Genomic DNA, 24812 nt, shown 5'->3' on the forward strand with positions numbered 1-24812 from the left:
TGATAGAAAAATGACAACGCTTCTGGGTGGAGAGCGTGCAATGAAAAAGTGGGTCTACACTTTCGGCAACGGTGTTGCCGAAGGCAGGGCGGCTGATACAGCGATACTGGGCGGCAAAGGGGCAAACCTTGCCGAAATGGCAAGTCTCGGCCTGCCTGTCCCTCCCGGCCTCACGATCATTGCCGATGCCTGTGCGTTATATCACAAGAGCGGCCGCGATCTTCCCGAAGAACTGAAACTGCAGGTAATGTCTGGCCTGCGCGGCATGGAAACCATGACCGGCCGGAAATTCGGCGGCAGCGCGCATCCGCTGCTGCTCTCCGTGCGTTCCGGCGCCCGCGCCTCCATGCCGGGCATGATGGATACGGTGCTTAACCTCGGCCTCAACGACGAGACGGTGCAGGCGCTCGGCCACGATGCCGGAGATGCGCGCTTTGCCTGGGACAGCTACCGCCGCTTCATCCAGATGTATGCCGATGTCGTCATGGGCCTCGATCACGAACTGTTCGAGGAAATTCTTGAAGACGAGAAAAGCCGTCTCGGCCATGAATACGATACTGACCTTGGTGCAGTCGAATGGCAGCATGTCGTTTCGCTGTACAAGAAGCTGATCGAAGATGAACTGGGCGAGGAATTTCCGCAGGATTGCCATGTGCAGCTGTGGGGCGCCATCGGTGCCGTCTTCGCAAGCTGGACAAGCCATCGTGCCGTCACCTACCGCCATCTTCACAATATTCCGGGCGATTGGGGAACGGCGGTCAATGTGCAGGCCATGGTTTTCGGCAATCTTGGCTCTTCTTCCGCAACCGGCGTTGCCTTTACCCGCAATCCCTCCACGGGCGAACCGGAGCTGTACGGCGAGTTTCTCGTCAATGCGCAGGGCGAGGATGTCGTGGCGGGCATTCGCACGCCGCAGTCCATCACCGAGGCCGCCCGCATAACATCCGGCTCCGAGAAGCCATCGATGGAAAAGCTGATGCCGGAGGCTTTTGCCGAATTCACGGCGATCTGCAAACGGCTGGAAACCCATTACCGCGACATGCAGGATCTGGAATTCACCATCGAGCGCGGCAAGCTCTGGATGCTGCAGACCAGAAACGGCAAGCGCACCACGCGTGCGGCCATGAAGATTGCCGTCGACATGGTCGAGGAAGGGCTGATTTCGGAGGAGGAGGCAGTCTGCCGGATTGAGCCCTCATCGCTCGACCAGCTCCTGCACCCGACCATCGACCCGGATGTTTCGAGGCCGATCATCGGTTCCGGTCTGCCCGCCTCTCCGGGTGCTGCGACTGGCGAGATCGTCTTCACCGCAGAAGAAGCGGTTGCGGCGGAAGCGGAAGGGAGGCGCGTCATTCTGGTGCGCATCGAAACCAGCCCCGAAGACATTCACGGCATGCATGCCGCCGAAGGCATTCTGACGACCCGCGGCGGCATGACCAGCCACGCCGCGGTGGTAGCGCGCGGCATGGGCATTCCCTGCGTCACCGGCGCTGGGTCAATGCGCGTCGATATGCGCAACCGTGTGCTGATCGGCGTCGGTTGCATGCTGAAGCGGGGTGACGTCATCACCATCGACGGCTCTTCCGGCCGTGTCATGAAGGGCGAGGTGCCGATGACGCAGCCGGAGCTTTCCGGCGATTTCGGCAAGCTGATGCAATGGGCCGATCGCGCCCGTCGCATGACGGTACGCACGAATGCAGACACGCCCGCCGATGCGCGCGCGGCGCGGGCCTTCGGAGCCGAAGGCATCGGGCTTTGCCGTACGGAACATATGTTCTTCGAGGGCGACCGCATCCACGTCATGCGTGAGATGATCCTTGCCGAAAGCGAAAAAGGCAGGCGCGCCGCGCTGGATGAGCTTCTGCCGATGCAGCGTTCGGACTTCACCGAGCTTTTCACCATCATGCACGGCCTGCCGGTTACCATCCGCCTGCTCGATCCGCCGTTGCATGAATTCCTGCCGAAAACCGATGGCGAAATCGTCGAGGTCGCGGCTGCCATGGGCATGCCGCAGACGGTGTTCCGCCAGCGGCTGGATGCGCTTCACGAATTCAATCCGATGCTTGGGCATCGCGGTTGCCGTCTTGCCATTTCCTACCCGGAAATCGCCGAGATGCAGGCGCGCGCGATCTTCGAGGCGGCAGTGGAGGCAGCCCGCGTGACGGGTGCGCCGGTCGTTCCGGAAATCATGGTGCCGCTTGTCGGACTGCGGTCGGAGTTGGATTACGTCCGTGGCGTCATCGACCGTGTTGCCGCCGAGGTCGCGAAAGAAAGCGGCATGACGATCGAGTATCTGTCCGGCACGATGATCGAGTTGCCGCGTGCTGCCCTGCGCGCCCACGTCATTGCCGAGGCGGCCGAGTTCTTCTCCTTCGGCACGAACGACCTGACACAGACGACCTTCGGTATTTCCCGAGATGATGCGGCCCGCTTTATCGATACATACCAGCGCAAGGGCATCATCGAGCGCGATCCGTTCATCTCGCTCGATTTCGACGGCGTGGGAGAACTGATCCGCATCGCGGCCGAACGCGGGCGCCAGACCCGGCCTGATTTGAAACTTGGCATCTGCGGTGAACATGGCGGGGATCCTGCATCCATCCATTTCTGTGAGGATGCCGGTCTGGACTACGTGTCCTGCTCGCCCTTCCGTGTGCCGATCGCACGCCTTGCCGCTGCGCAGGCGGCACTCGTTGCGAAAACCGAAGAGGTTGTCAGCAACGTTGCCTTCATTCCCGTCAGGGGTTCTGTTGGACGATGATGCGCCGCTCCACCACTACGGGGCGGTAGAACATGTCGCGATTCATCTGCGCCTGCCAGGCGCGGTTGTCGGCGCGGCGATCCATTTCCAGATCCAGAAGGCAACCCGCCATCGGGTCGGTGCCGGGGCGGAAGCCGTAAGCGCGGCATGTCGATTCGTCGCGGGCGCGGCGTTCTTCCGGCGTCATTGTCTGGCAGGCGGTGAGCGCCAGCATGGCCGCCAGCGAGCCGAGAACGATGGAAACGCGCATCTTGTTTCTCCCTAAACCTGTATCAAACGCAGCAATCATGGATGCCGCGTTTGATACGCCTGTTTCCTGTTCGGGAAAAGCGGTTTCAACCGGGAAAGTTGCATCCGGCATCGTGTGCCGGATGACATATTACGCCGTTGCGACGTCACGGTCATCGAGCGTGTCGATGTCCTTGGCGTTGTTGTAGACGGCTTCATCGAGAATGCCCTCACGCTTGGCGACGATGGTCGGTACAAGCGCCTGGCCCGCGACGTTGACCGCCGTGCGGCCCATGTCGAGGATCGGATCGATGGCAAGCAGCAGGCCGACGCCTTCGAGCGGCAGGCCGAGCGTCGAAAGTGTCAGTGTCAGCATGACCACAGCACCCGTCAGACCGGCGGTTGCCGCCGAGCCGAGCACCGAGACGAAAACGATCAGCACATATTCCTGAATACCGAGCGGCACCTGGAAGAACTGGGCGATGAAGATTGCCGAAATTGCCGGATAGATGGCCGCGCAGCCGTCCATCTTGGTCGTCGCACCGAGCGGCACCGAGAAAGCTGCGTATTCACGCGGTACGCCAAGGCTTTTCTCTGTCACGGTTTCTGTCACGGGCAGGGTGCCGATGGAGGAACGCGAAACGAAGGCGAGCTGGATGGCCGGCCATGCTCCGGCAAAGAAGCGCGACGGTTTCAGGCCATGGGCGATGAGCAGGGCGGGATAAACCACGAAAAGTACCAGCGCCAGCCCGATGTAGACTGCCGCCGCATACCAGCCGAGCTGGGAGAGCGTCGTCCAGCCGTACTGGTCGACGGCGCGGCCAAGCAGACCGATCGTGCCGATGGGCGTCAGGCGGATGACCCACCACAGGATCTTGCGCACGATGGCGAGGAGCGACTGGTTGAACGCCAGAAACGGCTCTGCCGACTTGCCAGCCTTGAGCGCCGCAACGCCGAAGGCAATCGATACGACGAGAAGCTGCAGCACGTTGAAGTTCAGCGAGGTGCTGGCGGAACCGTTGTTGAGCCTGGTCGAGGCTTCAAGGCCGAACACGTTTGCTGGGACCAACCCCTTGAGGAAATCGAGCCAGGAACCGGTGGAGGACGGCGCAGCCGCCGCTGTGTTCGCAATGGCCGTGTTCAGGCCGGGCTGGATGATGAGGCCGAGTGCGATGCCGATGACCACGGAAATCAGCGCCGTGATGGCGAACCACAACAAGGTCTGCCACACGAGCTTCGCGGCATTGCTGAGATTCTTCAGATTGGCGATCGATGCGACGATGGCGGTGAAGATCAGCGGCGGAACGAGGGCGCGCAGAAGCTGCACGAAAATGCTGCCGATGGTCTGAAGCGTCACGGATAGCCAGTTCTGGCTGCCTGCGGCGTCCGGGCCGATATTGCGTGCAAGAAGCCCGAGCAACAGGCCGACGACCATGGCGCTCAGCACCTGGAAGCCGAAGTTGCGATAAAAGGGTTTCGACCCCGAGGGGCGGGAAGGCGACGTTGCCTGTGACATGATACGTCTCTTTTTTGTGCGGGAAATCGAGAATGTTGCACTTTTAGCATGCAATGTCTGGGAAGGGCTGGAGAATATGTGAAATCCAGCATCAATTAAGACATGAACTTGCGTAGTATCGGCGCCGATGGTGCATTATTCCCGCTAACGTCGAGTTTCTGGAAAGATGTTGCGCTCGTCCGGGCGGGTGCTCATTCGCCCGCAGATCGCGCCTGTCCTTTGTTTTCCTCGCCGCAAATCCGGTTTATGACATCATATGCAGGTGATTCTTTCGCCCACACCACGCTCCGGACCCTGACCGGGTCTTGATCCTAGGCCATGCGATTATACGGATATCCGCTTTCATGACTGTGCGTTTCGTCCGGCCTGTTTCCTTCGCCGCTTATCTGTCTCGTTATCTCGGTTTTGCCGCGCTGGCGCTTTTTCTCATCGCTGTCGGCCTGCATCGCTTCGGGCCGCTGACGACGCCCGACCTTGTGGGTTTGCTGCTGATCTCGGCCGGTATCGCTGCCCTTGCCGTTCTTCTGGCTCTGATCGGGCTTGAACGCCTCTGGACGAAAGGCTCGCGGGGTGGTCTTTGGGCGCTTTCGGCGCTGATTTTTTCTGGCCTGCCGCTCGGCGTTGTCGGTTATGGCGCCTTTCTCTACTGGCAACAGCCGAAGATTTACGACGTTTCGACTGACCTGACGGAGACGCCGGAATGGCTGGTTCCGCCCGTGGCGAACCAGCAGTGGCTGGTTCGTCCCACCGTCCTCGCCGCGGAAGATCGCGCCGCGCAGTCAAAGGCCTATGCCAGCCTTGCCGGACGCCGTTATGAGGGCGCCATCGACCGTATCTACGCAGCCGCCAAGAAAACGGCGAGCGCCCAGAAAATCCGCATTACGCATACCAGGGGGGTGATCGGCGCACCCACCGAACCCTCCATCGGGGTGCCCGAGCAGGACCGGACGCCGCCCACGGAAGACACGCCGCTGGACGATCTGCCGTCCACGGTGCCGGTGCCGCTGGCCCGGCCGGCAGATGCCCCGCTTCCCGCATATTTCAGCGGAAACGGGATCGTGTCGATGCAGGGGGAGACGCGCACGCTCGTCTGGGGTTTGCGCTTCGACATTCTGATCCGCCTCAAGGAGGAGGCGGAAACGACGGTTGTCGATATCCGTGTGGCATCACGTTATGGACCGCACGATCTCGGCATGGGTGCGGATATAGCCGAAGCCTTCCTCGACGCGCTGGATGCGGAAATGCAGGGCCTGAACGACAGCTGATGCGCTGAAGGTCGCGTGGCGGTTGAACATGTGGTTGTCGTCGAAATCATCCGGGCGAGTGTGAGATGAGCGCCTGAGCAAAGTCCTCACCTGATTACAGTCACGCCGGGAAATATTCGCCCAGCAGGGAGGGCGGGCCGTCCGTCTGGACCTGACCCTTTTCGATCAGGTCCTCGATATGGGCAAGAACGGAAAGGGCAGCTGCGCCGTGAAGGCGCTTGTCGGTGCTGGCATAGATCACCTTAACCATGTCGGCGATAAACCGGTCGCCATCCTTGATACGCTTGAGAACGGCTTTTTCACGCATGCGGCGATGGGCGCGAAGGCCGCGCATGAAGGGCGCAGGTTCCCGGACCGGTCCGCCGTGGCCGGGCAGGAACAGCCGGTCGTCACGCTCCAGAAGCCGCTCGAGCGATTTCATGTAGTCGCTCATCGCTCCATCCGGCGGGGCGACGATGGTGGTGGCCCATGCCATTACATGATCTGCGGAAAAGACGATGCCGCTCCCTTCAAGCGCGAAGGCCGCATGGTTGGCGGTGTGGCCGGGTGTGTGCAGGGCAGTCATTCGCCAGCCGTCGCCTGAAAGGCTCTCGCCGTCACCAAGCGCGATATCCGGCACGAAGCCCGTATCCGAGCTTTCCGCAAAGGGGTTCGTTTCACCTTCGTGCAGCGGGCGGGCGGAACGGTGCGGCCCTTCCGCAACCGTCAGCGCGCCGGTCGCCTCCTTCAAGCGCCTTGCCAGCGGCGAGTGGTCGCGATGCGTGTGGCTGACGAAGATATGCGTCACCTCACGTCCTTTAAACGCCGCCATCAGCGCCTGGAAATGGGCCTCGTCTTCCGGGCCGGGATCGATCACGGCCACCGAACGATCACCGACGATATAGCTGTTCGTGCCATGAAAGGTGAAGGCGGAAGGATTGTTGACGGTCATGCGCTGGATGCCGGAAGCGACAGGCACGGCCTCGCCATAGGCAGGCTGGAAATCGAGATCGAATGCCGGGTCCGCCATCGAGACCTCCTGAAATAATGCCATGCCCAAAGGGAGCCGCGGCCGCACCGCACAATCACCACGACCTAACATGCGATCTCCGCCACGGCATCCAAAAAGCTTGGATTTTGTAAAAAAATAACCAGAAAGGTGATTGCCGCTGCCGCCCGGCTTTGATAATCAGGCGCGGTTCGGACAGAGGCGCTTCGCCATCACTGTCCTGTTGGGGCGTCGCCAAGCGGTAAGGCACCGGTTTTTGGTACCGGCATTCCCAGGTTCGAATCCTGGCGCCCCAGCCATTTTCGCTTTAACGAATAAGATTAGACGCTTGAGGACGTGGGGTGGGATGTTTTCCTTCTTACCTTTGGTTATCCTTAATACCATAGAGCTTTGTGGCACCTAAAAGGCCACGTAACGGACAGAGCAGTTTGTCCGCTAGTCGGTAACAGCACTCATAAATTTGATGCCGAAATCGGTTAACCGAAGTTCCTTGAAGACGCGAACACCAGTTTGTGGATTATTTGTACCATTCTTAAAAAGAGGTTCTTGATTTGCGCTGTCGTAAAAAGCGGTCAGCCCTAGAGCGTACAAGTGTTGTCCATAAAACCCGATATTTTCTGGAAAAGATAAATCTTCACGGGGAATTTCATCAATCTCAATATGCTGTCCAGTGAAAATCTTCTTGTAGGCATCATAATCGTGTGTGAATTGCTGGCGAAATGATCTCCCAGTCTTCAACCTGTTCCACATGGCGCACAGTAGTAAAGCTTCGTCGGACGATATTTGCTTAATGAGCAACGGAAAAGCCGGATGTGCATTCTGGACACGTTCGCTGTTCATGCTTGAGCTAAGCAGTCGAGAAAACATCTCGTCAATTGGTGTGCCTTCAGGTTCATATCGCACACCTTCAAAGATCGGTCCGAGAATCTGGGGTGGTGGTGCTATACGTTGTTCTTTCGGCACACGACGAAGCGAGTTGTCTATGTATCGCCTCAAGCGATCTTGGAGAGCCGCCGTTAGTTGAAATGGCGCTAGAACGAGATGAAGCGTTTTAGTTAGGTCTTCGATGACCGACCCGATTTGCTTTGCTCCAGGCTGTCCTGCGTCTTCATAAATCTCTTTGACTGGAATTTGCTTTGCAACTTCTGTCGCTATTGCCGTTGCGAGGTCCGTCGATTCCGCCATGCGCTAATCCCTTTGATTCGGCCTGACGTATTATATCGCTAAACAAAAACGCCGCGCACTCATCGAATGCGCGACGTTTTCATGTTGTTCTCTCAGTCGATAGAACGCCTTACAGCGCGATATCGGGAACCTTCTTCGCCGGTTCGCCAGCTGGAACGGTCGTGGTGGAGTTCAGCGCGTCGCGGTTGATCTGCGGCGGGGTGGGCAGCTGCAGCTGCTCGGCGGTGTAGGCCCATTCCTGCTGCACCATGTCGGCGGAATCGTTCAGCTTTGTGCCGTAGCTCGGAACGATCTGGCGAATCTTCGCCTGCCACTCGGGCGTTGCCACCTTGTCCTTGAAGACTTTTTCCAGAACGTTGAGCATGATCGGCGCGGCGGTCGAAGCACCCGGCGATGCGCCGAGCAGACCGGCAATGCTGCCGTCCTTCGAGGCAACGATTTCCGTGCCGAGTTTCAGCACGCCGCCCTTGTCGGCATCGCGCTTGATGATCTGCACGCGCTGACCGGCCTGCCACAGGCGCCAGTCGTCCTGTTTGGCGTTCGGGAAATATTCCTGCAACGCCGCGAAACGGTCGTCGTCGGACATCATCAACTGGCCCGCGAGGTATTCCACCAGCGGGTATTCATCTACGCCGACGCGCACCATCGGCCAGGCATTGCTGGTCGTGACCGAGGAAACGAGGTCGAAATAGGAGCCGTTCTTGAGGAACTTCGTCGAGAAGGTCGCGAACGGGCCGAACAGGATGACGCGCTTGCCGCCGATGACGCGGGTATCGAGATGCGGAACGGACATGGGCGGGGAACCGACCGATGCCTTGCCATAGGCTTTCGCCAGATGCTGCATCGTGATGTCGGGGTTCTCATTGACGAGGAAGGAGCCGCCGACCGGGAAGCCCGCATAGTCGTCGCTTTCCGGAATGCCGGACATCTGCAACAGGTGCAGCGCGCCGCCGCCTGCGCCGATGAAGACAAACTTGGCGTCGACGGTTTCCTCGCTCGAATCCTTCAGGTTCGTATAGGTCACGCGCCAGCTGCCATCCGCATTGCGCTGGATGTCGGCGACTTCGCTGTTGAGCTTCAGGTCGAAGTTGGGCTGGCTTTGCAGATGCGCGGCGAACTGGCGGGTGATTTCGCCGAATTCCAAATCCGTGCCAAGCGGCGACCAGGTTGCTGCGATCTTCTGGGAAGGATCGCGGCCTTCCATCATCAGCGGCACCCACTTCTTGATCTGTTCCGGATCGGTGGAGAATTCCATGCCGGCGAACAGCGGGCTTGCCTTCAGCGCTTCATAGCGCTTCTCGAGATAGGCGATGTTTTCATCGCCCCAGACGAAGCTCATGTGCGGCGTGTGGTTGATGAAGGAGCGCGGGTTCTTCAGAACGCCGTTCTTCACCTGCCATGCCCAGAACTGGCGCGAGATCTGGAACGACTCGTTGATGGCGATGGCTTGCGTGATCTTGACGTTGCCGTTGGCGTCTTCCGGCGTGTAGTTGAGTTCTGCGAGCGCGGAGTGGCCGGTGCCTGCATTGTTCCAGCCGTTGGAGCTTTCGAGTGCGACACCGTCCAGCCGCTCGAGCATCCGGATCGACCAGTTCGGCTCGAGTTCGCGCAGCCAAACGCCGAGCGTCGAACTCATGATGCCGCCGCCGATCAGTAGCACATCAACCTTCTGGGGCGCGCTGTTGGCCAGCACCGCAGAGGACGGCAGTGCAGCCGCGGCAATGCCAGCCAGCGCGGTGCCGAGAACCTGTCTGCGGTTCATGGGAAGCGAATTTTGGGAAAAATCGGTCGTCAGGGATTTGTCTTGATCGATGGGAGTCATGGCCATTCCTGGTTCTTGTTGTGTGTCAAAACACTCCTCCCGCCGGCCCCGTTATAGCAATCGCCAGAGGCGCACAACCGGGTCTGGGCGGCTGCTGTCAAGCGATTTACCTCCAGATTCAAAGGGGCAAATGGTCGCGGCGTGATTTTTACGCGGCATTTTTTCGCCGTAATCGCAATTATCGGACGAGGGGCGCGTCATTCAAACGGTTGAAACCGGAGAAGGGGGCAAAACCTGATAAAAGTCAGGAAACAGACCCGCCAAGCGTACCGCGCATGGGTGATATGCGCTCAGCGGGACGAAAAAAGCTCGTGAAAACGAGAAGGCCCGCCTGTTGATGGGCGGGCCTTTGGCTTTTTTGAGCTTTGTAAACTCAGTCTGCGGCAAGAAACTCTGCGCAATAGCTCGGGCCGTTCACGCCGGGACGGTCGGATACCGTGCGGACCGAGGTGATGCGGTAGTCGCTCGAAACGTTCAGCTGCACGGTGCAGGAGAGGTAGGCCGTGCGGGCGGGCGAAATCTGGCGGCCACGCTTGCCGTCCTTGCCTTCCTCGAACTTTGCCGGAACCGTCGCCTTCTTGTAGCCGCCGCGCCAGTTGTAGATTGTGGCGCTGCCAGCTTCGGTGTCGCTCAGTGGCGGGCCGAATTTTGCGAAGAAAACGCCGGCCGACTGGCCGACCCACCGGCTTTCAACGGGGCTCTTCTGGGTGAAGGAAGGGCCGGAACCTGTCGATGTGGTGCAGGCGGAAAGCGCAATTGCCAGTCCTGCGAGCGTTATGCTGCGAAAATACATGGTGAAATGTCCTTGTGTCCGAGTCCGGGCTTGCTGCCGATCATGCCGTTCCCCTAGCAGATTTGAGGCCGGGGGGCAGGGGTGGCTTGAACCTTGACGAAAATTTCCTGCCACAATTGCTTTTTTGTAACGTTCCGTCATCTCAAAAGCTTGCTATCGCGGGCTATGCGCGAAGTACTTCGGCCACCTGCCGGAACTTGTCACAAAAAATGCAATATCCCGCTTGTCGAATGCCGGAGGCTGGTCTATAGAAGCGCCGCTGGTCACGGAGTGTAGCGCAGTCTGGTAGCGCACCACGTTCGGGACGTGGGGGTCGGAGGTTCGAATCCTCTCACTCCGACCAGCTGAAAAGCCAAATAATATAATGGCTTCAAGAAATTCCCGACCACTTCTGCAAATCTCTCAATTCACGCCACGGCCCGAAGCCGCACTGTTTCGTATCTCCTGCTGATGCGCGTTTCTGCTGCCTCCATCATAAAAACGGGAACGCAAGCGCTCGTCAGTCGTTATTTCTCCAGAACAGCAATGGAGGATAACATGCTGAAGGGTATTGCACTTTGGGCCATGGGCGTTCCGCTTTTCGTGATCGTTCTGCTTTATATGTTCGTGTTTTAAGCCGGGTATTGCTGGCAAGCACAAAAAAGGCGACTGCCATGAGCAGCCGCCTTTTTGTTTTTATGGATTAAGCCCTCAGTCCAACTCACCCAGCAAGCGGGATGCCGTGGCGTTGTCCGTGCGGCGGATTTCGATCTCGTCGCGATGCTTGGCGAGAAGCTCGCTGGCAAGCAGCTTTTCGGCGAGATCAGCCGGCAAGGACAGAAGAACCCTGTCACCTTTTTCTTCCGCGTCACCGGCATTGCGCTTGGCCGTGATCATGCCGCCCGCCACCGTGTTGTTGGTGTCGGGATCGATCAGGATGAACGAGCCGGTCGAGCGGTTCTGCTCATAGGGATCGAAGATCGCCGTCTCATCGAAGGAGAGCCGGACCTTGCCGATGGCGTTCATCGGCAGCGTGTCTTCGTGTGTCTTCCATTCCCCGGCCTTGAGGTCGAGCTGGCTGACAGGCTGCACGCTGACACGCTGACGGCGGCTGCCGCTTTTCAGCCAGTAACGCTTGAATGGCTCGATGCCGCCCGGTTGCAGCGCCACCAGCTGCGCATCGAAGGCAAGCCCTGTCTGCGGCTGCGCCTCGATGGACACGATCATGTCGCCACGCGAAACGTCCACCTGCCGGTCGAGAACCAGTGTTACCGCATCGCCCGCAACGGCGGCGTTGCGCACCAGATCGAAGGTCACGATCTGCTTGATGTTTGCGACCATGCCGGAGGGAAGCACGACAACGCTGTCGCCGGGCTTGACCGAGCCGCCCGCGACCGTGCCCTGATAGCCTCGAAAGCTCTCTCCGGGACGCGACACGCGCTGTACCGGCAGACGGAAACCACCCGACTGCGCCGAACGAACTGTCGCCAGTTCCAGCGTTTCAACCAGCGTCGGGCCTTCATACCATGGCATGGACGCCTTGCCGGACAGAACGACGTTCTCGCCCTTCAAAGCCGACATAGGAATTGCGGTGATCTGCTTGATGCCAAGATCGGAGGCGAAGTCGCGGAACTCATGCGCGATCAGCTCGAACCCGGCCTTGTCGTACCCCGTCAGGTCGATCTTGTTGATGGCGAGCACGAATTGGCGGATCCCCATCAGCGCGGCGATGGTGGCGTGGCGGCGCGTCTGTTCGAGAATGCCGACACGCGCGTCGATCAGCAGCACGGCTAGATCGGCGGTCGAGGCGCCGGTCGCCATGTTGCGTGTATATTGCTCATGCCCGGGGGTGTCGGCGACGATGAAGGCACGCCGGTCGGTGGCAAAATAGCGATAGGCTACATCGATGGTGATGCCCTGTTCGCGCTCGGCCTGCAGACCGTCCAGCAGCAACGCGAAATCGGGCAGGCCAAGATCGTTCTGCTTGCCGCTGTCGCGGTGAAGCGTTGCGGCCTGGTCTTCTTTGACGGCCTTGGTGTCCCACAGCAGACGGCCGATCAGGGTCGACTTGCCGTCGTCCACGCTGCCGCAGGTGATGAGGCGAAGCGGGCGCGTGTCACGCGCCGCCTTCGAATGCTCGGCGAAGGGCAGGATCGTTGCGGAAGAGGGGGGAATGGTGGCGGCCGCGGTCATCAGAAATAGCCCTCGCGCTTCTTCTTCTCCATCGAACCGGACTGGTCGCGGTCGATGGCGCGGCCCTGCCGTTCGGAAACGGTAGCGATTTCAAGCTCGGCGATCACTTCCTGAAGCGTGGTCGCCTCGGAGCGGATCGCGCCGGTCAGCGGGAAGCAGCCGAGCGTGCGGAAGCGGATCGAGCCGTGCTTGATCTCTTCGCCCGGCTGAAGCTCCAGCCGCTCGTCCTCGGCCAGGATCATCATGCCGTCGCGCTCGATATAGGGACGCTCCGCGGCGTAATAGAGCGGAACCAGCGGAATGTTCTCCGCCTCGATGTAGCGCCAGATGTCCACTTCGGTCCAGTTGGACAGCGGGAAGGCGCGCACGCTTTCACCCTTGCGGACCATGCCGTTGTAGATGTTCCACAGTTCCGGGCGCTGGTTGCGCGGATCCCATTTGTGGTCGGGCGTACGGAAGGAATAGATACGCTCCTTGGCGCGGCTGGCTTCCTCGTCGCGTCGTGCGCCGCCGAAGGCCGCGTCGAACTGGCCTGCATCCAGCGCTTGGCGCAGTGCTTCCGTCTTCATGATGTCGGTGTAGAGGGCCGAGCCGTGGCTGAACGGCGTGACGTTCTCCGCGGCGCCACGCGGGTTGGTATGGGAAATGAGGTCAAGATCGTATTCCTTGACGATGTTGTCGCGGAACTCGATCATCTCCTTGAATTTCCAGCCGGTATTGACATGCAGCAGCGGAAAGGGAATGCGGCCGGGGAAAAACGCCTTGCGTGCCAGGTGCAGCAGCACCGAACTATCCTTGCCGATGGAATAAAGCATCACCGGCTTGTCGAATTCGGCGGCGACTTCGCGGAAAATATGAATAGCTTCGTTTTCAAGTGCCTTCAGGTGGGGATCGAGCGGCGGCTTGGATGCGACGGTATTCTTGCTGTCCGTCTCGTGGACTGCGTTGGACATTGTAAGCTCCGGTATGTCTATGAAATGATTATCGTTGCGGGATGGCGGAAATGGCGGAACTCTGTTCCGCGCCAGCGACGTGAAGACCGCATTCGCGTTTCTCGTCGTTTTCCCACCACCATCGACCGGCGCGTTCTGGTTCGCCGGGCTTGATGGCGCGCGTACACGGCTCGCAGCCGATCGAGGGATAACCGCGCGCATGCAACGGATTGACGGGAATGTTCTCGGCAGCGACATGGGCGCGGATCTTTTCGATATCCCAGTCGGCCAGCGGATTGATCTTGATGAGATTGCGCTCCGCATCGAATTCGGCAAACGGCGTGGTCGCGCGGTTGCCGGACTGACCGCGACGCAGGCCCGTGATCCAGAAGGACGCGCCTTCCAGAGCCTTGCCGAGCGGGATCAGTTTTCTGATATGACAGCAGGCGTGACGGGCTTCGACGCTTTCGTAAAAGCCGTTGAGGCCGTATTTCTCAGCATAGGCGTCGATATCGTCCTGGTCGGGACGGAAGCGGCGGATTTCAATGCCGAAACGATCTTCCGTTTCCTCGATGAGGTCGACGGTTTCCTTGAACAGACGTCCGGTTTCCAGCGTTACAACATCCACCGGCAGCCGGTGCGTTCCGATTGCGGCGGTAATGACCTGATCTTCGATGCCGAGACTGGTGGTGAAGACGGCGCGGCCGCCGAGGCTTGCCACAAAGGATAGCCGACCAGCGAGATCGAGCGCTGCAAGTGTGGTGTCAAGCGATGCGATATCGGCGGTTGCGGGTACTGGAACAGGCTTAATCGTCATTGTCACGTCCGGGATTACGATGGCCGATTATTGTTGAATTCTAAGGCTTCGGACAGAAATGACAGTCTGACTCCACTGCGGTTCAGAGCAAATATGTCTCATGGCGGTGGGACCGTGCGCAAAAGATGCCCGTTCACCTTGTTGCAACGCCGTATTTGAATTGTGACAGCAACTGCGCTAAGCCTGAATTGCCCTGTATTTCGGGTTGTGTTGTACTGGTTTCACGATGATTTCCCAGAAGGCAAAATATGCGCTGAGAGCGCTGGCTGCGTTGGCAAAGTCCAAGGAGGCCGGCCCTGTGCAGATTTCCGATATCGCCCGCGAACAGGCCATTCCGAAAAAGTTTCTCGAGCAGATCCTGCTGGAACTGAAACACGACGGCATGGTCGAAAGCCGCCGCGGCAAGCAGGGCGGTTATCTGCTGCTGCGTCCGGCCAACGATATCACCTTCGGCGAGGTTTTGCGGCTGATCGACGGACCGGTCGCGCCGCTGCCCTGTCTGTCGCAGACCGCCTATCGCCGCTGCGAGGACTGTGATGGCGAAAGCGCCTGCGAAATACGCCACGTCTTCGCCCGTGTGGCCGATGCCACCCGCAACATCCTGTTCAACACCACAATCGCGGATGCCGTTGCCGGTGTCGACGTGCCGGAACTGCTGACGGCCTGACATACTGCACACACGTCAACAGAATTTTCCGTAACGGCGCTTGTCGAAGGCTGGAATGACGGGAAGCGATAATGCGCTCACCGCATCCTTTCAGGCCAAGGCCGCGAAAAAATCGTCTAAAGTACGATAATATTTTTCCCAAAACTGGCAAAAAATCGTCAAAAATGTGAAACGCTTTTGCATTCGGCAAACTTTTACACGACGCTTGTTGCGCATTTCGCTTATGCTGCGTTGTATTTGTTGCCCGCGCAAACGCGTTAAGGAAACACTTTTTCGATCGTATTCGGCCTCATTGACCAACTCTACTGGACCGGTAGAGTTAAGCCATCTTCATCAGGAGGGAATACCGATGACTAAGCTTCTGTCCGGTTTGAGCGTTGTCGCTCTCGGCCTTTCACTGGCTTTGGGGGGCGTTGGCTCTGCTTTCGCGGAAACCAAGCTTCTCAACGTGTCCTACGATCCGACCCGCGAACTCTACAAGGAATTCAACGAAGCCTTCGCCAAGAAGTGGAAGGCAGACAGCGGGGAAGACGTCACCATCCAGCAGTCGCACGGCGGTTCCGGCAAGCAGGCCCGTTCTGTGATCGACGGACTGGAAGCAGACGTGGTGACGCTTGCGCTACAGAGCGATATCGACGCTATCGTGTCGAACACCGGCAAGATCAACAAGGACTGGCGCACCCGCCTGCCGCACAATTCTTCTCCTTATACCTCCACCATCGTTTTCCTCGTTCGCAAGGGCAACCCCAAGAACATCCATAACTGGGGTGATCTGGTGAAGGGCGATATCCAGATCGTCACGCCGAACCCGAAGACCTCCGGCGGCGCGCGCTGGAACTATCTGGCCGCATGGGCCTGGGCGAACGAAGAGTTCAAGGGTGACAAGGCCAAGATCGAAGCCTATGTCGGCGAACTCTACAAGCGCGCTCCCGTTCTCGACACCGGCGCACGCGGCTCGACGGTGACCTTCGCCCAGCGCCAGATCGGCGATGTTCTGCTGGCATGGGAAAACGAAGCCTATCTGGCCGGTGAGGAATTCGGCAAGGATGCCTTCGATATCGTCGTGCCGCCGATCTCGATCCTGGCGGAGCCTCCGGTTGCCGTCGTTGATGCCAACGTCGATGCCAAGGGCACCCGCAAGGCCGCCGAGGCATATCTCAACTATCTCTATTCGGACGAGGGGCAGAATATCGCTGCCAAGCACTTCTACCGCCCGTCCAATCCGGCCGTGGTTTCGAAGGACCTGCTCAAGCAGCTGCCCGACATCAAGCTTGTGACCATCGATGATCCGCAGTTCGGCGGTTGGGCCAAGGCACAGCCTGAACATTTCGGTGACGGCGGCATCTTCGACCAGATTTACAAGCCCGCGAACTAGGTGGATGATGGGCGGACGCCAAAGCCCATCACGCGGTAGAAATACCGGAAAAGCTTGAGGTTGATCGACCGGACACCGTGCCGGTCGATGCTTTGTAACAAGACCGGAGAATAACCGGTCCTCTTATTGTATCTCCGGAGCCTTGATGACCAATAACGTGTCCGGAAACAGGTGGAAGTGGCGTCAATCGAGTGTGATACCGGGTTTCGGCCTCACCTTCGGTTATACGGTCTTTTACCTGTTTCTCATTATTCTTATTCCGCTTGCCGGTCTGGTCTGGTCGACGGCAAAACTGGGTCTTTCGGATTTTATCGCCATCGCCATGGACCGCCGCACCCTGAATGCGTTGCGTGTCAGCTTCGGCACCGCGTTCCTCGCGGCAATGGTCAATGCGGTTTTCGGCGTCATCGTCGCATGGGTTCTCACACGTTACCGCTTCCCCGGCCGCCGTTTCGTCGATGCCATCGTTGATCTGCCTTTCGCGCTGCCCACGGCCGTTGCCGGTATCGCTCTGACGACGCTTTACGCCAATCGCGGCTGGGTCGGTTCGCTGTTCGAGCCTTTCGGCATCAAGATCGCCTTCACGCCAACCGGCATCGTCATTGCGCTGATCTTCATCGGGCTGCCTTTCGTTGTACGCACCGTCCAACCGGTGATGGAAGAGATCGATCGGCAGGTGGAGGAGGTGGCCGCCACGCTGGGCGCCAACCGTTTTCAGACGATCACGCGCGTTCTGCTTCCAAGCCTGACGCCCGCCATCCTCACGGGCTTCGCACTCGCCTTCGCCCGCGGTGTCGGCGAGTACGGCTCGGTCATCTTCATTGCGGGTAACATTCCCTATGTCTCGGAAATTGCCCCGCTGCTGATCGTCATCCGCCTTGAAGAGTTCAACTACGCGGGTGCGACGGCCATCGCCACCATCATGCTGATCATCTCGTTTGTCATGCTTTTCGTCATCAATCTCATTCAGGCCTGGAGCCGCAAGAGGTACGGTTATGTCTGATGCCATCTCCCGCACCTCCGCCAAGCCGTTTCGTGACCCGGCCAGTGAAAGCCTGACAGCTCGGTTGACGCTGATGGGCATCGCCTTCCTGTTTCTCGCCGCCTTCCTCGTGCTGCCGCTGGTGTCGGTGTTCTTCGAGGCATTCCGCACTGGGCCGGATGCCTTCTGGGAGGCGATTTTCGAGCCGGATGCGGTCGCCGCTATCCGCCTGACGTTGCTGGTTGCCGCGATATCGGTGCCGCTCAACCTCGTGTTCGGCGTTGCTGCGGCCTGGGCCATCGCGAAGTTCGAATTCCGAGGCAAGGCGTTCCTGATTACCCTGATCGACCTGCCGTTTTCGATTTCGCCGGTCATATCCGGTCTGGTCTACGTCATCCTGTTTTCTTCGCACAGCGTGCTTGGCCCGTGGCTTAAAAGCCATGGCATCGAAATTCTCTTTGCCGTGCCGGGCATCGTGCTGGCGACGATCTTCGTTACCTTCCCCTTCGTGGCCCGCGAACTGATCCCGCTGATGCAGGAGCAGGGCAACGGCGACGAGGAGGCGGCGATTTCGCTCGGTGCGAGCGGGTGGCAGACTTTCTGGTATGTGACGGTCCCCAATATCAAATGGGGGCTGCTCTATGGGGTTCTGCTCTGCAACGCCCGCGCCATGGGCGAATTCGGTGCCGTGTCGGTGGTGTCTGGCCATATCAGGGGTGAGACGAACACCATGCCGCTGCATGTCGAGATTCTCTATAATGAGTACAACATGGTCGCGGCCTTCTCGGTGGCGACGCTGCTTGCCGGTCTGGCGCTTGTGACCCTCGTTCTCAAAACAATTCTTGAAATTCGCTTTGGCGCGGGCAACGCAGCCGGCAAGCATTGAAAGGCATCTTCATGGAAGTGAAAGTTTCCGGCATCACCAAGCAGTTCGACCGCTTTCCGGCGCTGAACGATGTGTCGCTCGACATCCGTTCCGGTGAGTTGATCGCCTTGCTCGGCCCCTCCGGTTCCGGCAAGACGACGCTGCTGCGCCTGATTGCCGGTCTGGAGCAGCCGACCCAGGGGCAGATCTTTTTTGGTGATGAGGACGCTTCGCACCGCACGGTTCAGGAGCGCAATGTCGGTTTCGTTTTCCAGCACTATGCACTCTTCCGTCACATGACGGTGGCGGAGAACATTGCCTTTGGCCTCAAGGTGCGTCCGTCCGACAGACGCCCGCCCAAGGCTGAGATTCGCAAGCGTGTGTCCGATCTTCTGGACATGGTGCATCTCTCTGGTCTGGAGAAGCGTTACCCCAGCCAGCTTTCCGGCGGTCAGCGTCAGCGCGTGGCTCTTGCCCGCGCCGTTGCCATCGAGCCGAAGGTTCTGCTGCTCGATGAGCCGTTCGGCGCGCTCGATGCCAAGGTGCGCAAGGAACTTCGCCGCTGGCTGCGCGAGTTTCACGACCGCACGGGGCACACCACGATCTTTGTGACCCACGACCAGGAAGAAGCGCTCGAACTGGCCGACCGCGTGGTGGTCATGAGCCAGGGCAAGATCGAGCAGGTCGGCACGGCCGACGACGTTTACGATACGCCGAACTCTCCTTTCGTATTCTCCTTCATCGGTGAATCTTCGAGCCTGCCGGTGTCGGTGCGTGATGGCCATGTGCTGTTTCAGGGCGAAAGCATCGGCATCCATGAAAGCGGGGCGGGTGACGGCGAGCTGTTCTTCCGTCCGGAAGATGTCGTGCTGACGCAGGAAAAGGACACGCTGTACGGCAAGGTCACCACCTGTCGCCGCCTTGCGGGTACGCGTATCGCCGAGATCGATATCGCCAACGAAGGCCACGCGCCGTATCACCTCGAAATCGAGGTGCCGCTCGATGCTGCCGTGGCGGTCGGGGCCGAACTGCGTTTCCGCCCGACACGCTGGAAGGTGTTTCGCAAGTAACGTCAGCTTTCCGTCATTCCTGCTCGAGGCCGGAACGCCGATGAGGGTGATCTTGCCGGAAGTATCAGAACCGGCAATGGTTTTGACAAGGCGTGAGCCTCACATTTCCGCAGTGAAATAAAATGAATCCAGAAACGGAAAAGGGTCGCCAGAGGCGACCCTTCCATGAGTTTGGTCTTGTTTCAGACCCGGGACTGTTTCTCAACGTTCCGAAGGTTGGGCCAATTATGCCGAGGGCTGCCCCGGCGAAACCGCACCCTTTCCATTGCCTGAACCAAAGACCGAAATCTCATTAGACATTGGATCACCTCCTTCCACTACGTTGAACATAACTAAAAGGTAGTACGATTCGTGCGGATTGCAAGCGAAGCGTCACGAAACGGTCATCACGATTTTGCCGACGTGGTTGCTGCTCTCCATCAGGCGGTGCGCCTCAACCACATCTTCGAGGCTGAAGACCTGATTGATGACGGGGGCGATCTTGCCGCTTTCGACCAGCGGCCAGACCTGCTCGACGAGTTCATCGCGGATCGCGCGTTTTTCATCCGCAGTGCGTGGGCGCATGGTGGAGCCGGTGACGGTCAGGCGCTTGACCATGATTGGTGTGAGGTTGACCTTGTCCGCCACGGCGCCGCCGAGAAAGGCGATGATCGAAAGGCAGCCGTCCTTGGCGAGTAACGCGATGTTCTTCTCGAAGTAGGCTGCGCCGATCATGTCGAGAATGACGTCGACACCCTTGCCGCCGCTTTCTGCCTTGATGACAGCAGCGAAATCCTCCTCCCGGTAATTGATGGCGCGTTTTGCGCCGAGCTGCTCGCAGGCGTCGCATTTCTCCTTCGAGCCGGCCGTTGCGAAGACTTCAGCGCCGAAGGCTTTGGCAAGCTGGATCGCGGTCGTGCCGATGCCGCTCGAGCCGCCATGAATGAGGACCGTTTCGCCTTCCGTCAGCCCGGCCATCTGGAAAAGATTGGCCCAGACTGTGAAGAACGTTTCGGGCAAGGCTGCTGCCTTTACCGCATCATAGCCTTTCGGGAAGGGTAGCGCCTGTCCGGCAGGCACGGCGCAATATTCGGCATAGCCACCGCCGTTGGCGAGCGCGCAGACCCTGTCGCCGATGGCAAACTCATCGACACCCTCACCGAGTGCGACGATCTCCCCGGCGATCTCCAGCCCCAGAATCGGGCTTGCATCCTTCGGTGGCGGATAGCTGCCCTGGCGCTGGGCGACGTCCGGCCGGTTGACGCCGGCGGCATGTACCTTCACGAGGATCTCGCCTGCGCGAGGGGAGGGAACAGGCCCGCTCGAAAGCCGCATGACGTCCGGACCACCATGGGAGGAAAGGTCAACGAAACGCATGGTCACAGGCAGGGTCATGGTATGCTCCTTCATGTTGGCTGCTCCTCTGATTTAGGGGAGGCGGGCAGCTTATGGAAGAAGACCCTTTGTCGCGAGTGTCAAATTGTCTCGCCGAAACTGCGGATGACGAGGCCACCTTCGTCATCCTTCGCGGCTTTCTTGATCGCGGCGATTTCGCTACCGATCCGCTCGGGATTGGCAAGAACGAGCCCCTTCGGCAGTGTCAGGACACCGATGGAGCAGCGCAGCAGGGAGAAATCCCGCTCGTTGCCATGGCGGTCCTGGCCCTTCATGCGCCCGGCCTCGCGGTCTTCGGGAGAATAAAGTTCGGCAACATCGTCGTGGAAGTCGCTGAGCAGGCGCTCCAGAATTTCCGTCAGCTCCTCAACGGTCCAGTCGCGGACACCGATGAAGAAGTCGTCGCCGCCGATATGGCCGAGGAAGCAGTCGCCTGCGAAGAAATAGCGCCGGATCAGCGCTGAAAACAGGCTGATGGCGTGGTCCCCGGCATGGAAGCCGTACTTGTCGTTGAACGGCTTGAAATTGTCGAAGTCGCAGTAACAGAAGAACCGCATCTCGTCGCCGTCGCTGCAACTGTCGGCAATGAAGCTGCCGATGGCGCGGTTGCCGGGGAGCGCGGTCAGCGGATTCTGATCCTGCGCCATCTTCAGCTGTTTTTCATTGATGACCTTGATGAGCGAGGCGGCGGAAACGACACCGGCATAACGCATGTTCTCGGTCAGGATAACGCAGGCGCTGCCGCCCATGCTGGTGAACATGTTCATGAGCTGGTCGGCATTGGCGTCCAACCCGACAATCGGTGCGCCGTCGACGAAGTGGGATATCGTCCGCTCATACATCTTGTTTTTCAGCAGATCGCGACCGAACGGCTGATAGATATATTCCTTCAGGTGATATTCGTTGATGACGCCGCGTGGTTCGCCGTTGGCATTGAGAACGGGAAAGAACGCCTGCTGGGGGTTTTTGCGGAACAGTTCGAAAACGCTGTCCACGCTGTCGTGTTCGTAGACGGTCGGAAGCCGCTCGATCTCACGGCGGATCAGGATTTCGTCCAGCGTCTGGCTGCTGCGGCGGGCTATTCCTATGCGGTTGAGATGCGGGAAACTCTGCGGCAGCTCGCTCGTGAAAACGGTCGGTTTGGCGATCAGCCATCCCTGCACCAGATCGACTCCATATTCCCGGCAGGCCAGAAATTCCGCTTCTGTTTCGATGCCTTCCGCAATGACGCGCACGCCCAGAACATGGGCGATGTTGACGATGTTGCGAACGAGATGCTGCTTGCGCGGGTGGTGGTCGACGCTGCTGATGAAATGGCGGTCGATCTTGAGATAATCCAGCGGGAAGTCACACAGCAGTTTCATCTCGCCGTGCCCGGCGCCGAAATCATCGATCGCCAGCTTGAAGCCTTCCCGGCGCATGCGCTCGATCAGCGATTTGAATTCCGGCACGCTGGTATTGTCGAAGCGTTCCGAAAGCTCGAAGCAGATGGAGGAAGGCGGGATACCCGCCTTGGCGAGGTTTTCGACCAGCCTGTCCAGTATGACGTCGCCATGGCGGATGAGCCGGACATCGAGATTGAGGAACAGCGTGGCAGAGGAAAAGTCAGGAAGGGTGGAGAACTTCGCAAGCGCACGGCTCGCAAGCATCTGTTCGAAGTTGACCAGTTCACCGTCTTCCGCTGCCTGATCGAGAAGCGAAAGCGGATCGCGAAAACCGAGGCGGTCGTAACCACGCATCAGCGATTCATAACCGAAAATCGTGCCTGTGCTTGCTTCCACGATCGGCTGGAAGGCTGTTTCAAGCACCAGTTTCGCCATTGGAAATATTTGCCCCGAGGCAAAACGCCGGATGACTTCTTGCTCAAACGTTGCCGCCGGCATTCATTTTCTCCATGCCTGTCGTCCCTACCGGTTCTGTTCATAGGGCGCCTGATCGCACCCGACCTTCACGGACGTAGTTTATTTTGGAGGGATGATGCATGGCAGCGGTCAACAAAAGCTTTCGCCTGTGTGAAGCTTTTGTGAAAGGTTGTGCTGGCCTTCAACGAATTGGGTCGTGCTCACGAAAATCTCCAGAGATTCTCGCGAAACACAACGCAAGAGTTTAAAAAAACCGGACAGGGCACCCGCGCTGCAACAAAAGCGCAACCGGGGCGATCTGCGTGCTCTGTGGCGGACTTATGCCCGCCGGATGCGCACCGCATGGGCCGCGTAAAGCTCCGCGACGTTCAGCCGTTCCCTGTCGGGATCGTCTTCCCTGGTGGATGTCGGGCCTGCATTCTGTGCAGCGGACGCTGCCCACAGTCTCAGTGCAGCTCTGACGACCTCGCTGCCGGATGCATATTCGCCGCAATCCACGGCATCTCGCATTCTCGCTGCCTGTTCCGGGGAAATGGATACTGTCACCATTGGCATGATATCTCTCCCTGTTGTCAACGACCGCGCCGAACGAACTCGATACATGGCGATCAGCGGGCGCGCATTGACGGCTTTTTTCAATGCATTCGTCTGGCGCCGCTTCCAGCGAAATTGGTATCACCAACCATTCTACCACGAAACGCGTTCCATACCCAATTTGCAGTATATTGTGGTTTGGTTTTTCTAGTACGGGCAGGCTGACGATATATTCGCGTCACCGCCCTATTGGCTTACTCACGGATCGCAAAAGAAAGCGCGATCAATGCACAACCCTGCATGATCAGATCGATGGCCAAAAACAGGCCGAGCACCCAGAGACTGTTCACGGGCCATCCGGCAGCAATCACCAGTCCCGCAAGCGCCGTGACGAAACCGGCAGACGCGACCCACCCCCAGCCTTTGGCAGGTTTCAGCTTGAGGCCGACGTAAATGCGGAAAGCCCCGGCAATCACCAGCGATACCGCCATCACTAGGGTCAGAACAGCGGCCGTTAGGTCCGGGTTCTGAAACGCGATTACACCCGCGATGGCGTAGAGCAGGCCGCTCAATGTCCAGAACAGGATATTCTCCCAGCCCTTGACCTGAAAGGCGTGGAGCAGGTGCAAGATGCCGCCCATCAGCATCATGACCCCGACATAGAAGACCGAGGCAATGGTCGCGACCAGAAGATTACCGAGTGCGATCACGCCAAAGGTCAGGAGGACGAGGCCGAGCGCCAGAAACCATCCCCACTTCTCTTTGAGTGGCGAAAATCCGAGCGGATTGAGACTGTGCGTCATCTCTCTGTCTCCGGAGTTTGTCGGGCTACACGCTATCACGATTACCGTATAGCGCAACGTCGATCCCGGAGATTTGATCTGCCGCAAACAGGCAACCTAAATGGCGCGTTTTTTATTGATTGATGAGTCAATCAATAATAATTTGCCTTCCGTCAAGGAGAGTGAGATGCCGAAAGTCGGAATGGAGCCGGTGCGAAGAAAGGCTCTGGTGGATGCCGCGTTGCGCACCATCGGTCACCACGGATCACTGAATGTCACGATGTCGGATATCGCGCGCGAAGCGGGCGTATCGGCGGCGCTGGCGCATCATTATTTCGGCAGCAAGCAGCAGCTTCTTCTCGAAACGATCCGCAGCCTGCTTCGGGATCTGCGCCGCGATGCGGTTGCCGCGTTGACGCGGGCATCAGGTCCCCGCGAACGCCTGAGCGCCATCGTCCATGTCTCGTTCCAGTCCGACCAGTTCACGCCGGAAGCGGTGGCCGCTTGGCTCGCCTTTTATGTTGATGCGCAACGCTCGGAGGAGACGCGCCGTCTTCTGGTTCTTTATGCCCGCCGCCTGCGCTCGAACCTCCTGTCCAGCCTCAGCCGGCTTTGCCCGCCTGATGATGCGGCCCGCATCGCCGAAGGTGCGGCTGCCCTGATCGACGGGCTTTACATTCGCCACAGCTTGCGGGCCGCCCCGCCTGCATTCTCTTCCGCGCCAGCGCTTGTCGAAGATTATTTCGATGTGCAGCTCAAACCTTTTTCCGATGGACGGCGTTCCAAGCCATCCGTCCGCATTCTTTGAGGACGATATCATGA

Annotated in this window: 21 protein-coding genes and 2 tRNA genes; 10 read left to right on the forward strand and 13 right to left on the reverse strand. The window is 59.0% G+C overall.

Translation table 11 applies throughout. The features are described from left to right. The first annotated feature begins 40 nt into the window (after positions 1–40). Entirely contained in the window at positions 41–2761 is a 2721-nt protein-coding gene (gene ppdK / locus N7578_RS12865) for a pyruvate, phosphate dikinase (RefSeq protein ID WP_311112496.1), read from the forward strand. Here the strand turns inward: ppdK and N7578_RS12870 are convergent. Next, entirely contained in the window at positions 2739–3011 is a 273-nt protein-coding gene (locus tag N7578_RS12870; protein ID WP_311110708.1) for a hypothetical protein, read from the reverse strand. The genes ppdK and N7578_RS12870 overlap by 23 nt on opposite strands. Positions 3012–3140: 129 nt before the next feature. Then, positions 3141–4505 (reverse strand): dicarboxylate/amino acid:cation symporter, encoded by a 1365-nt coding sequence (locus tag N7578_RS12875; RefSeq protein ID WP_311110709.1) that lies wholly within the window; start codon positions 4503–4505, stop codon positions 3141–3143. 344 nt (positions 4506–4849) lie between these two features. On the opposite strand from N7578_RS12875, the gene N7578_RS12880 reads away from it, so the two are divergent. After that, on the forward strand, positions 4850–5770 hold the full coding sequence (locus N7578_RS12880; protein ID WP_311110710.1) for a DUF1499 domain-containing protein: 921 nt from the start codon (positions 4850–4852) through the stop codon (positions 5768–5770). A 100-nt stretch (positions 5771–5870) separates the two neighbouring features. On the opposite strand, the gene N7578_RS12885 is transcribed toward N7578_RS12880, so the two are convergent. Next, complete coding sequence (locus N7578_RS12885; RefSeq protein ID WP_311110711.1) at positions 5871–6779, reverse strand: MBL fold metallo-hydrolase; 909 nt, start codon at positions 6777–6779, stop codon at positions 5871–5873. 203 nt (positions 6780–6982) lie between these two features. On the opposite strand from N7578_RS12885, the gene N7578_RS12890 reads away from it, so the two are divergent. Next, a tRNA-Gln gene (locus N7578_RS12890) sits at positions 6983–7057 on the forward strand. A gap of 136 nt (positions 7058–7193) precedes the next feature. On the opposite strand, the gene N7578_RS12895 is transcribed toward N7578_RS12890, so the two are convergent. The 3 genes from N7578_RS12895 to N7578_RS12905 form a co-directional block, all read right to left on the reverse strand. Further along, entirely contained in the window at positions 7194–7943 is a 750-nt protein-coding gene (locus N7578_RS12895) for an Abi-alpha family protein (protein ID WP_311110712.1), read from the reverse strand. A 109-nt stretch (positions 7944–8052) separates the two neighbouring features. Next, positions 8053–9771 (reverse strand): malate dehydrogenase (quinone), encoded by a 1719-nt coding sequence (mqo, locus tag N7578_RS12900; RefSeq protein WP_311110713.1) that lies wholly within the window; start codon positions 9769–9771, stop codon positions 8053–8055. A gap of 367 nt (positions 9772–10138) precedes the next feature. Then, complete coding sequence (locus N7578_RS12905) at positions 10139–10558, reverse strand: hypothetical protein (RefSeq protein WP_311110714.1); 420 nt, start codon at positions 10556–10558, stop codon at positions 10139–10141. A 266-nt stretch (positions 10559–10824) separates the two neighbouring features. On the opposite strand from N7578_RS12905, the gene N7578_RS12910 reads away from it, so the two are divergent. Beyond that, a tRNA-Pro gene (locus N7578_RS12910) sits at positions 10825–10901 on the forward strand. Between the two features lie 347 nt (positions 10902–11248). Here the strand turns inward: N7578_RS12910 and cysN are convergent. Genes cysN through N7578_RS12925 form a run of 3 tightly spaced genes read right to left on the reverse strand, consistent with a single transcriptional unit; the run spans position 11249 to position 14500 of the window. After that, entirely contained in the window at positions 11249–12730 is a 1482-nt protein-coding gene (gene cysN / locus N7578_RS12915) for a sulfate adenylyltransferase subunit CysN (protein ID WP_311110715.1), read from the reverse strand. Next, positions 12730–13683, reverse strand: coding sequence for a sulfate adenylyltransferase subunit CysD (cysD, locus tag N7578_RS12920; RefSeq protein WP_311110716.1), 954 nt, complete (start codon positions 13681–13683; stop codon positions 12730–12732). Before cysD ends, cysN begins: the two co-directional genes overlap by 1 nt. A gap of 28 nt (positions 13684–13711) precedes the next feature. Beyond that, the gene (locus N7578_RS12925) at positions 13712–14500 is read right to left on the reverse strand and encodes a phosphoadenylyl-sulfate reductase (RefSeq protein WP_311112497.1); all 789 of its coding nucleotides are present in this window, start codon (positions 14498–14500) and stop codon (positions 13712–13714) included. 205 nt (positions 14501–14705) lie between these two features. Between N7578_RS12925 and N7578_RS12930 the strand changes: the two genes are divergently transcribed. The 5 genes from N7578_RS12930 (at position 14706) to N7578_RS12950 (ending at position 19438) form a co-directional block, all read left to right on the forward strand. Next, positions 14706–15146: an Rrf2 family transcriptional regulator gene (locus N7578_RS12930; RefSeq protein WP_311110717.1), complete on the forward strand. Its 441-nt coding sequence runs from the start codon at positions 14706–14708 to the stop codon at positions 15144–15146. A gap of 349 nt (positions 15147–15495) precedes the next feature. Continuing rightward, on the forward strand, positions 15496–16521 hold the full coding sequence (locus tag N7578_RS12935) for a sulfate ABC transporter substrate-binding protein (protein ID WP_311110718.1): 1026 nt from the start codon (positions 15496–15498) through the stop codon (positions 16519–16521). 145 nt (positions 16522–16666) lie between these two features. Beyond that, positions 16667–17524: a sulfate ABC transporter permease subunit CysT gene (cysT, locus tag N7578_RS12940; protein ID WP_311110719.1), complete on the forward strand. Its 858-nt coding sequence runs from the start codon at positions 16667–16669 to the stop codon at positions 17522–17524. Then, a complete protein-coding gene (gene cysW, locus N7578_RS12945; protein WP_311110720.1) occupies positions 17517–18389 on the forward strand; it encodes a sulfate ABC transporter permease subunit CysW in 873 nt (290 codons plus the stop codon). The genes cysT and cysW overlap by 8 nt, the downstream gene beginning before the upstream one ends. Positions 18390–18400: 11 nt before the next feature. Continuing rightward, complete coding sequence (locus N7578_RS12950) at positions 18401–19438, forward strand: sulfate/molybdate ABC transporter ATP-binding protein (RefSeq protein WP_311110721.1); 1038 nt, start codon at positions 18401–18403, stop codon at positions 19436–19438. 372 nt (positions 19439–19810) lie between these two features. Here N7578_RS12950 and N7578_RS12955 read toward each other — a convergent pair whose 3' ends face one another. The 4 genes from N7578_RS12955 to N7578_RS12970 all read right to left on the reverse strand — a co-directional run bounded on the left by N7578_RS12955 (position 19811) and on the right by N7578_RS12970 (position 24011). After that, complete coding sequence (locus tag N7578_RS12955) at positions 19811–20812, reverse strand: NAD(P)H-quinone oxidoreductase (protein ID WP_422646725.1); 1002 nt, start codon at positions 20810–20812, stop codon at positions 19811–19813. Positions 20813–20892: 80 nt separating this feature from the next. Beyond that, entirely contained in the window at positions 20893–22695 is a 1803-nt protein-coding gene (locus N7578_RS12960; RefSeq protein WP_311110723.1) for an EAL domain-containing protein, read from the reverse strand. Between the two features lie 297 nt (positions 22696–22992). Continuing rightward, positions 22993–23229, reverse strand: coding sequence for a type II toxin-antitoxin system ParD family antitoxin (locus N7578_RS12965; protein WP_311110724.1), 237 nt, complete (start codon positions 23227–23229; stop codon positions 22993–22995). Positions 23230–23462: 233 nt separating this feature from the next. Next, on the reverse strand, positions 23463–24011 hold the full coding sequence (locus N7578_RS12970; protein WP_311110725.1) for an HdeD family acid-resistance protein: 549 nt from the start codon (positions 24009–24011) through the stop codon (positions 23463–23465). Between the two features lie 166 nt (positions 24012–24177). Between N7578_RS12970 and betI the strand changes: the two genes are divergently transcribed. Continuing rightward, positions 24178–24798 (forward strand): transcriptional regulator BetI, encoded by a 621-nt coding sequence (betI, locus tag N7578_RS12975; RefSeq protein ID WP_311110726.1) that lies wholly within the window; start codon positions 24178–24180, stop codon positions 24796–24798. The last annotated feature ends 14 nt before the right edge of the window (positions 24799–24812 follow it).

Origin of the sequence: Agrobacterium tumefaciens (assembly GCF_031801495.1) — a bacterium.
Classification (GTDB): Bacteria; Pseudomonadota; Alphaproteobacteria; order Rhizobiales; family Rhizobiaceae; genus Agrobacterium; species Agrobacterium tumefaciens_K.

Bases quoted from the DNA above. Each gene is read 5' to 3' on its own strand.
- ppdK (WP_311112496.1), top strand. From the start codon at position 41: ATGAAAAAGTGGGTCTACACTTTCGGCAACGGTGTTGCCGAAGGCAGG.
- N7578_RS12870 (WP_311110708.1), bottom strand. From the start codon at position 3,011: ATGCGCGTTTCCATCGTTCTCGGCTCGCTGGCGGCCATGCTGGCGCTC.
- N7578_RS12875 (WP_311110709.1), bottom strand. From the start codon at position 4,505: ATGTCACAGGCAACGTCGCCTTCCCGCCCCTCGGGGTCGAAACCCTTT.
- N7578_RS12880 (WP_311110710.1), top strand. From the start codon at position 4,850: ATGACTGTGCGTTTCGTCCGGCCTGTTTCCTTCGCCGCTTATCTGTCT.
- N7578_RS12885 (WP_311110711.1), bottom strand. From the start codon at position 6,779: ATGGCGGACCCGGCATTCGATCTCGATTTCCAGCCTGCCTATGGCGAG.
- N7578_RS12895 (WP_311110712.1), bottom strand. From the start codon at position 7,943: ATGGCGGAATCGACGGACCTCGCAACGGCAATAGCGACAGAAGTTGCA.
- mqo (WP_311110713.1), bottom strand. From the start codon at position 9,771: ATGGCCATGACTCCCATCGATCAAGACAAATCCCTGACGACCGATTTT.
- N7578_RS12905 (WP_311110714.1), bottom strand. From the start codon at position 10,558: ATGTATTTTCGCAGCATAACGCTCGCAGGACTGGCAATTGCGCTTTCC.
- cysN (WP_311110715.1), bottom strand. From the start codon at position 12,730: ATGACCGCGGCCGCCACCATTCCCCCCTCTTCCGCAACGATCCTGCCC.
- cysD (WP_311110716.1), bottom strand. From the start codon at position 13,683: ATGTCCAACGCAGTCCACGAGACGGACAGCAAGAATACCGTCGCATCC.
- N7578_RS12930 (WP_311110717.1), top strand. From the start codon at position 14,706: ATGATTTCCCAGAAGGCAAAATATGCGCTGAGAGCGCTGGCTGCGTTG.
- N7578_RS12935 (WP_311110718.1), top strand. From the start codon at position 15,496: ATGACTAAGCTTCTGTCCGGTTTGAGCGTTGTCGCTCTCGGCCTTTCA.
- cysT (WP_311110719.1), top strand. From the start codon at position 16,667: ATGACCAATAACGTGTCCGGAAACAGGTGGAAGTGGCGTCAATCGAGT.
- cysW (WP_311110720.1), top strand. From the start codon at position 17,517: ATGTCTGATGCCATCTCCCGCACCTCCGCCAAGCCGTTTCGTGACCCG.
- N7578_RS12950 (WP_311110721.1), top strand. From the start codon at position 18,401: ATGGAAGTGAAAGTTTCCGGCATCACCAAGCAGTTCGACCGCTTTCCG.
- N7578_RS12955 (WP_422646725.1), bottom strand. From the start codon at position 20,812: ATGACCCTGCCTGTGACCATGCGTTTCGTTGACCTTTCCTCCCATGGT.
- N7578_RS12960 (WP_311110723.1), bottom strand. From the start codon at position 22,695: ATGCCGGCGGCAACGTTTGAGCAAGAAGTCATCCGGCGTTTTGCCTCG.
- N7578_RS12965 (WP_311110724.1), bottom strand. From the start codon at position 23,229: ATGCCAATGGTGACAGTATCCATTTCCCCGGAACAGGCAGCGAGAATG.
- N7578_RS12970 (WP_311110725.1), bottom strand. From the start codon at position 24,011: ATGACGCACAGTCTCAATCCGCTCGGATTTTCGCCACTCAAAGAGAAG.
- betI (WP_311110726.1), top strand. From the start codon at position 24,178: ATGCCGAAAGTCGGAATGGAGCCGGTGCGAAGAAAGGCTCTGGTGGAT.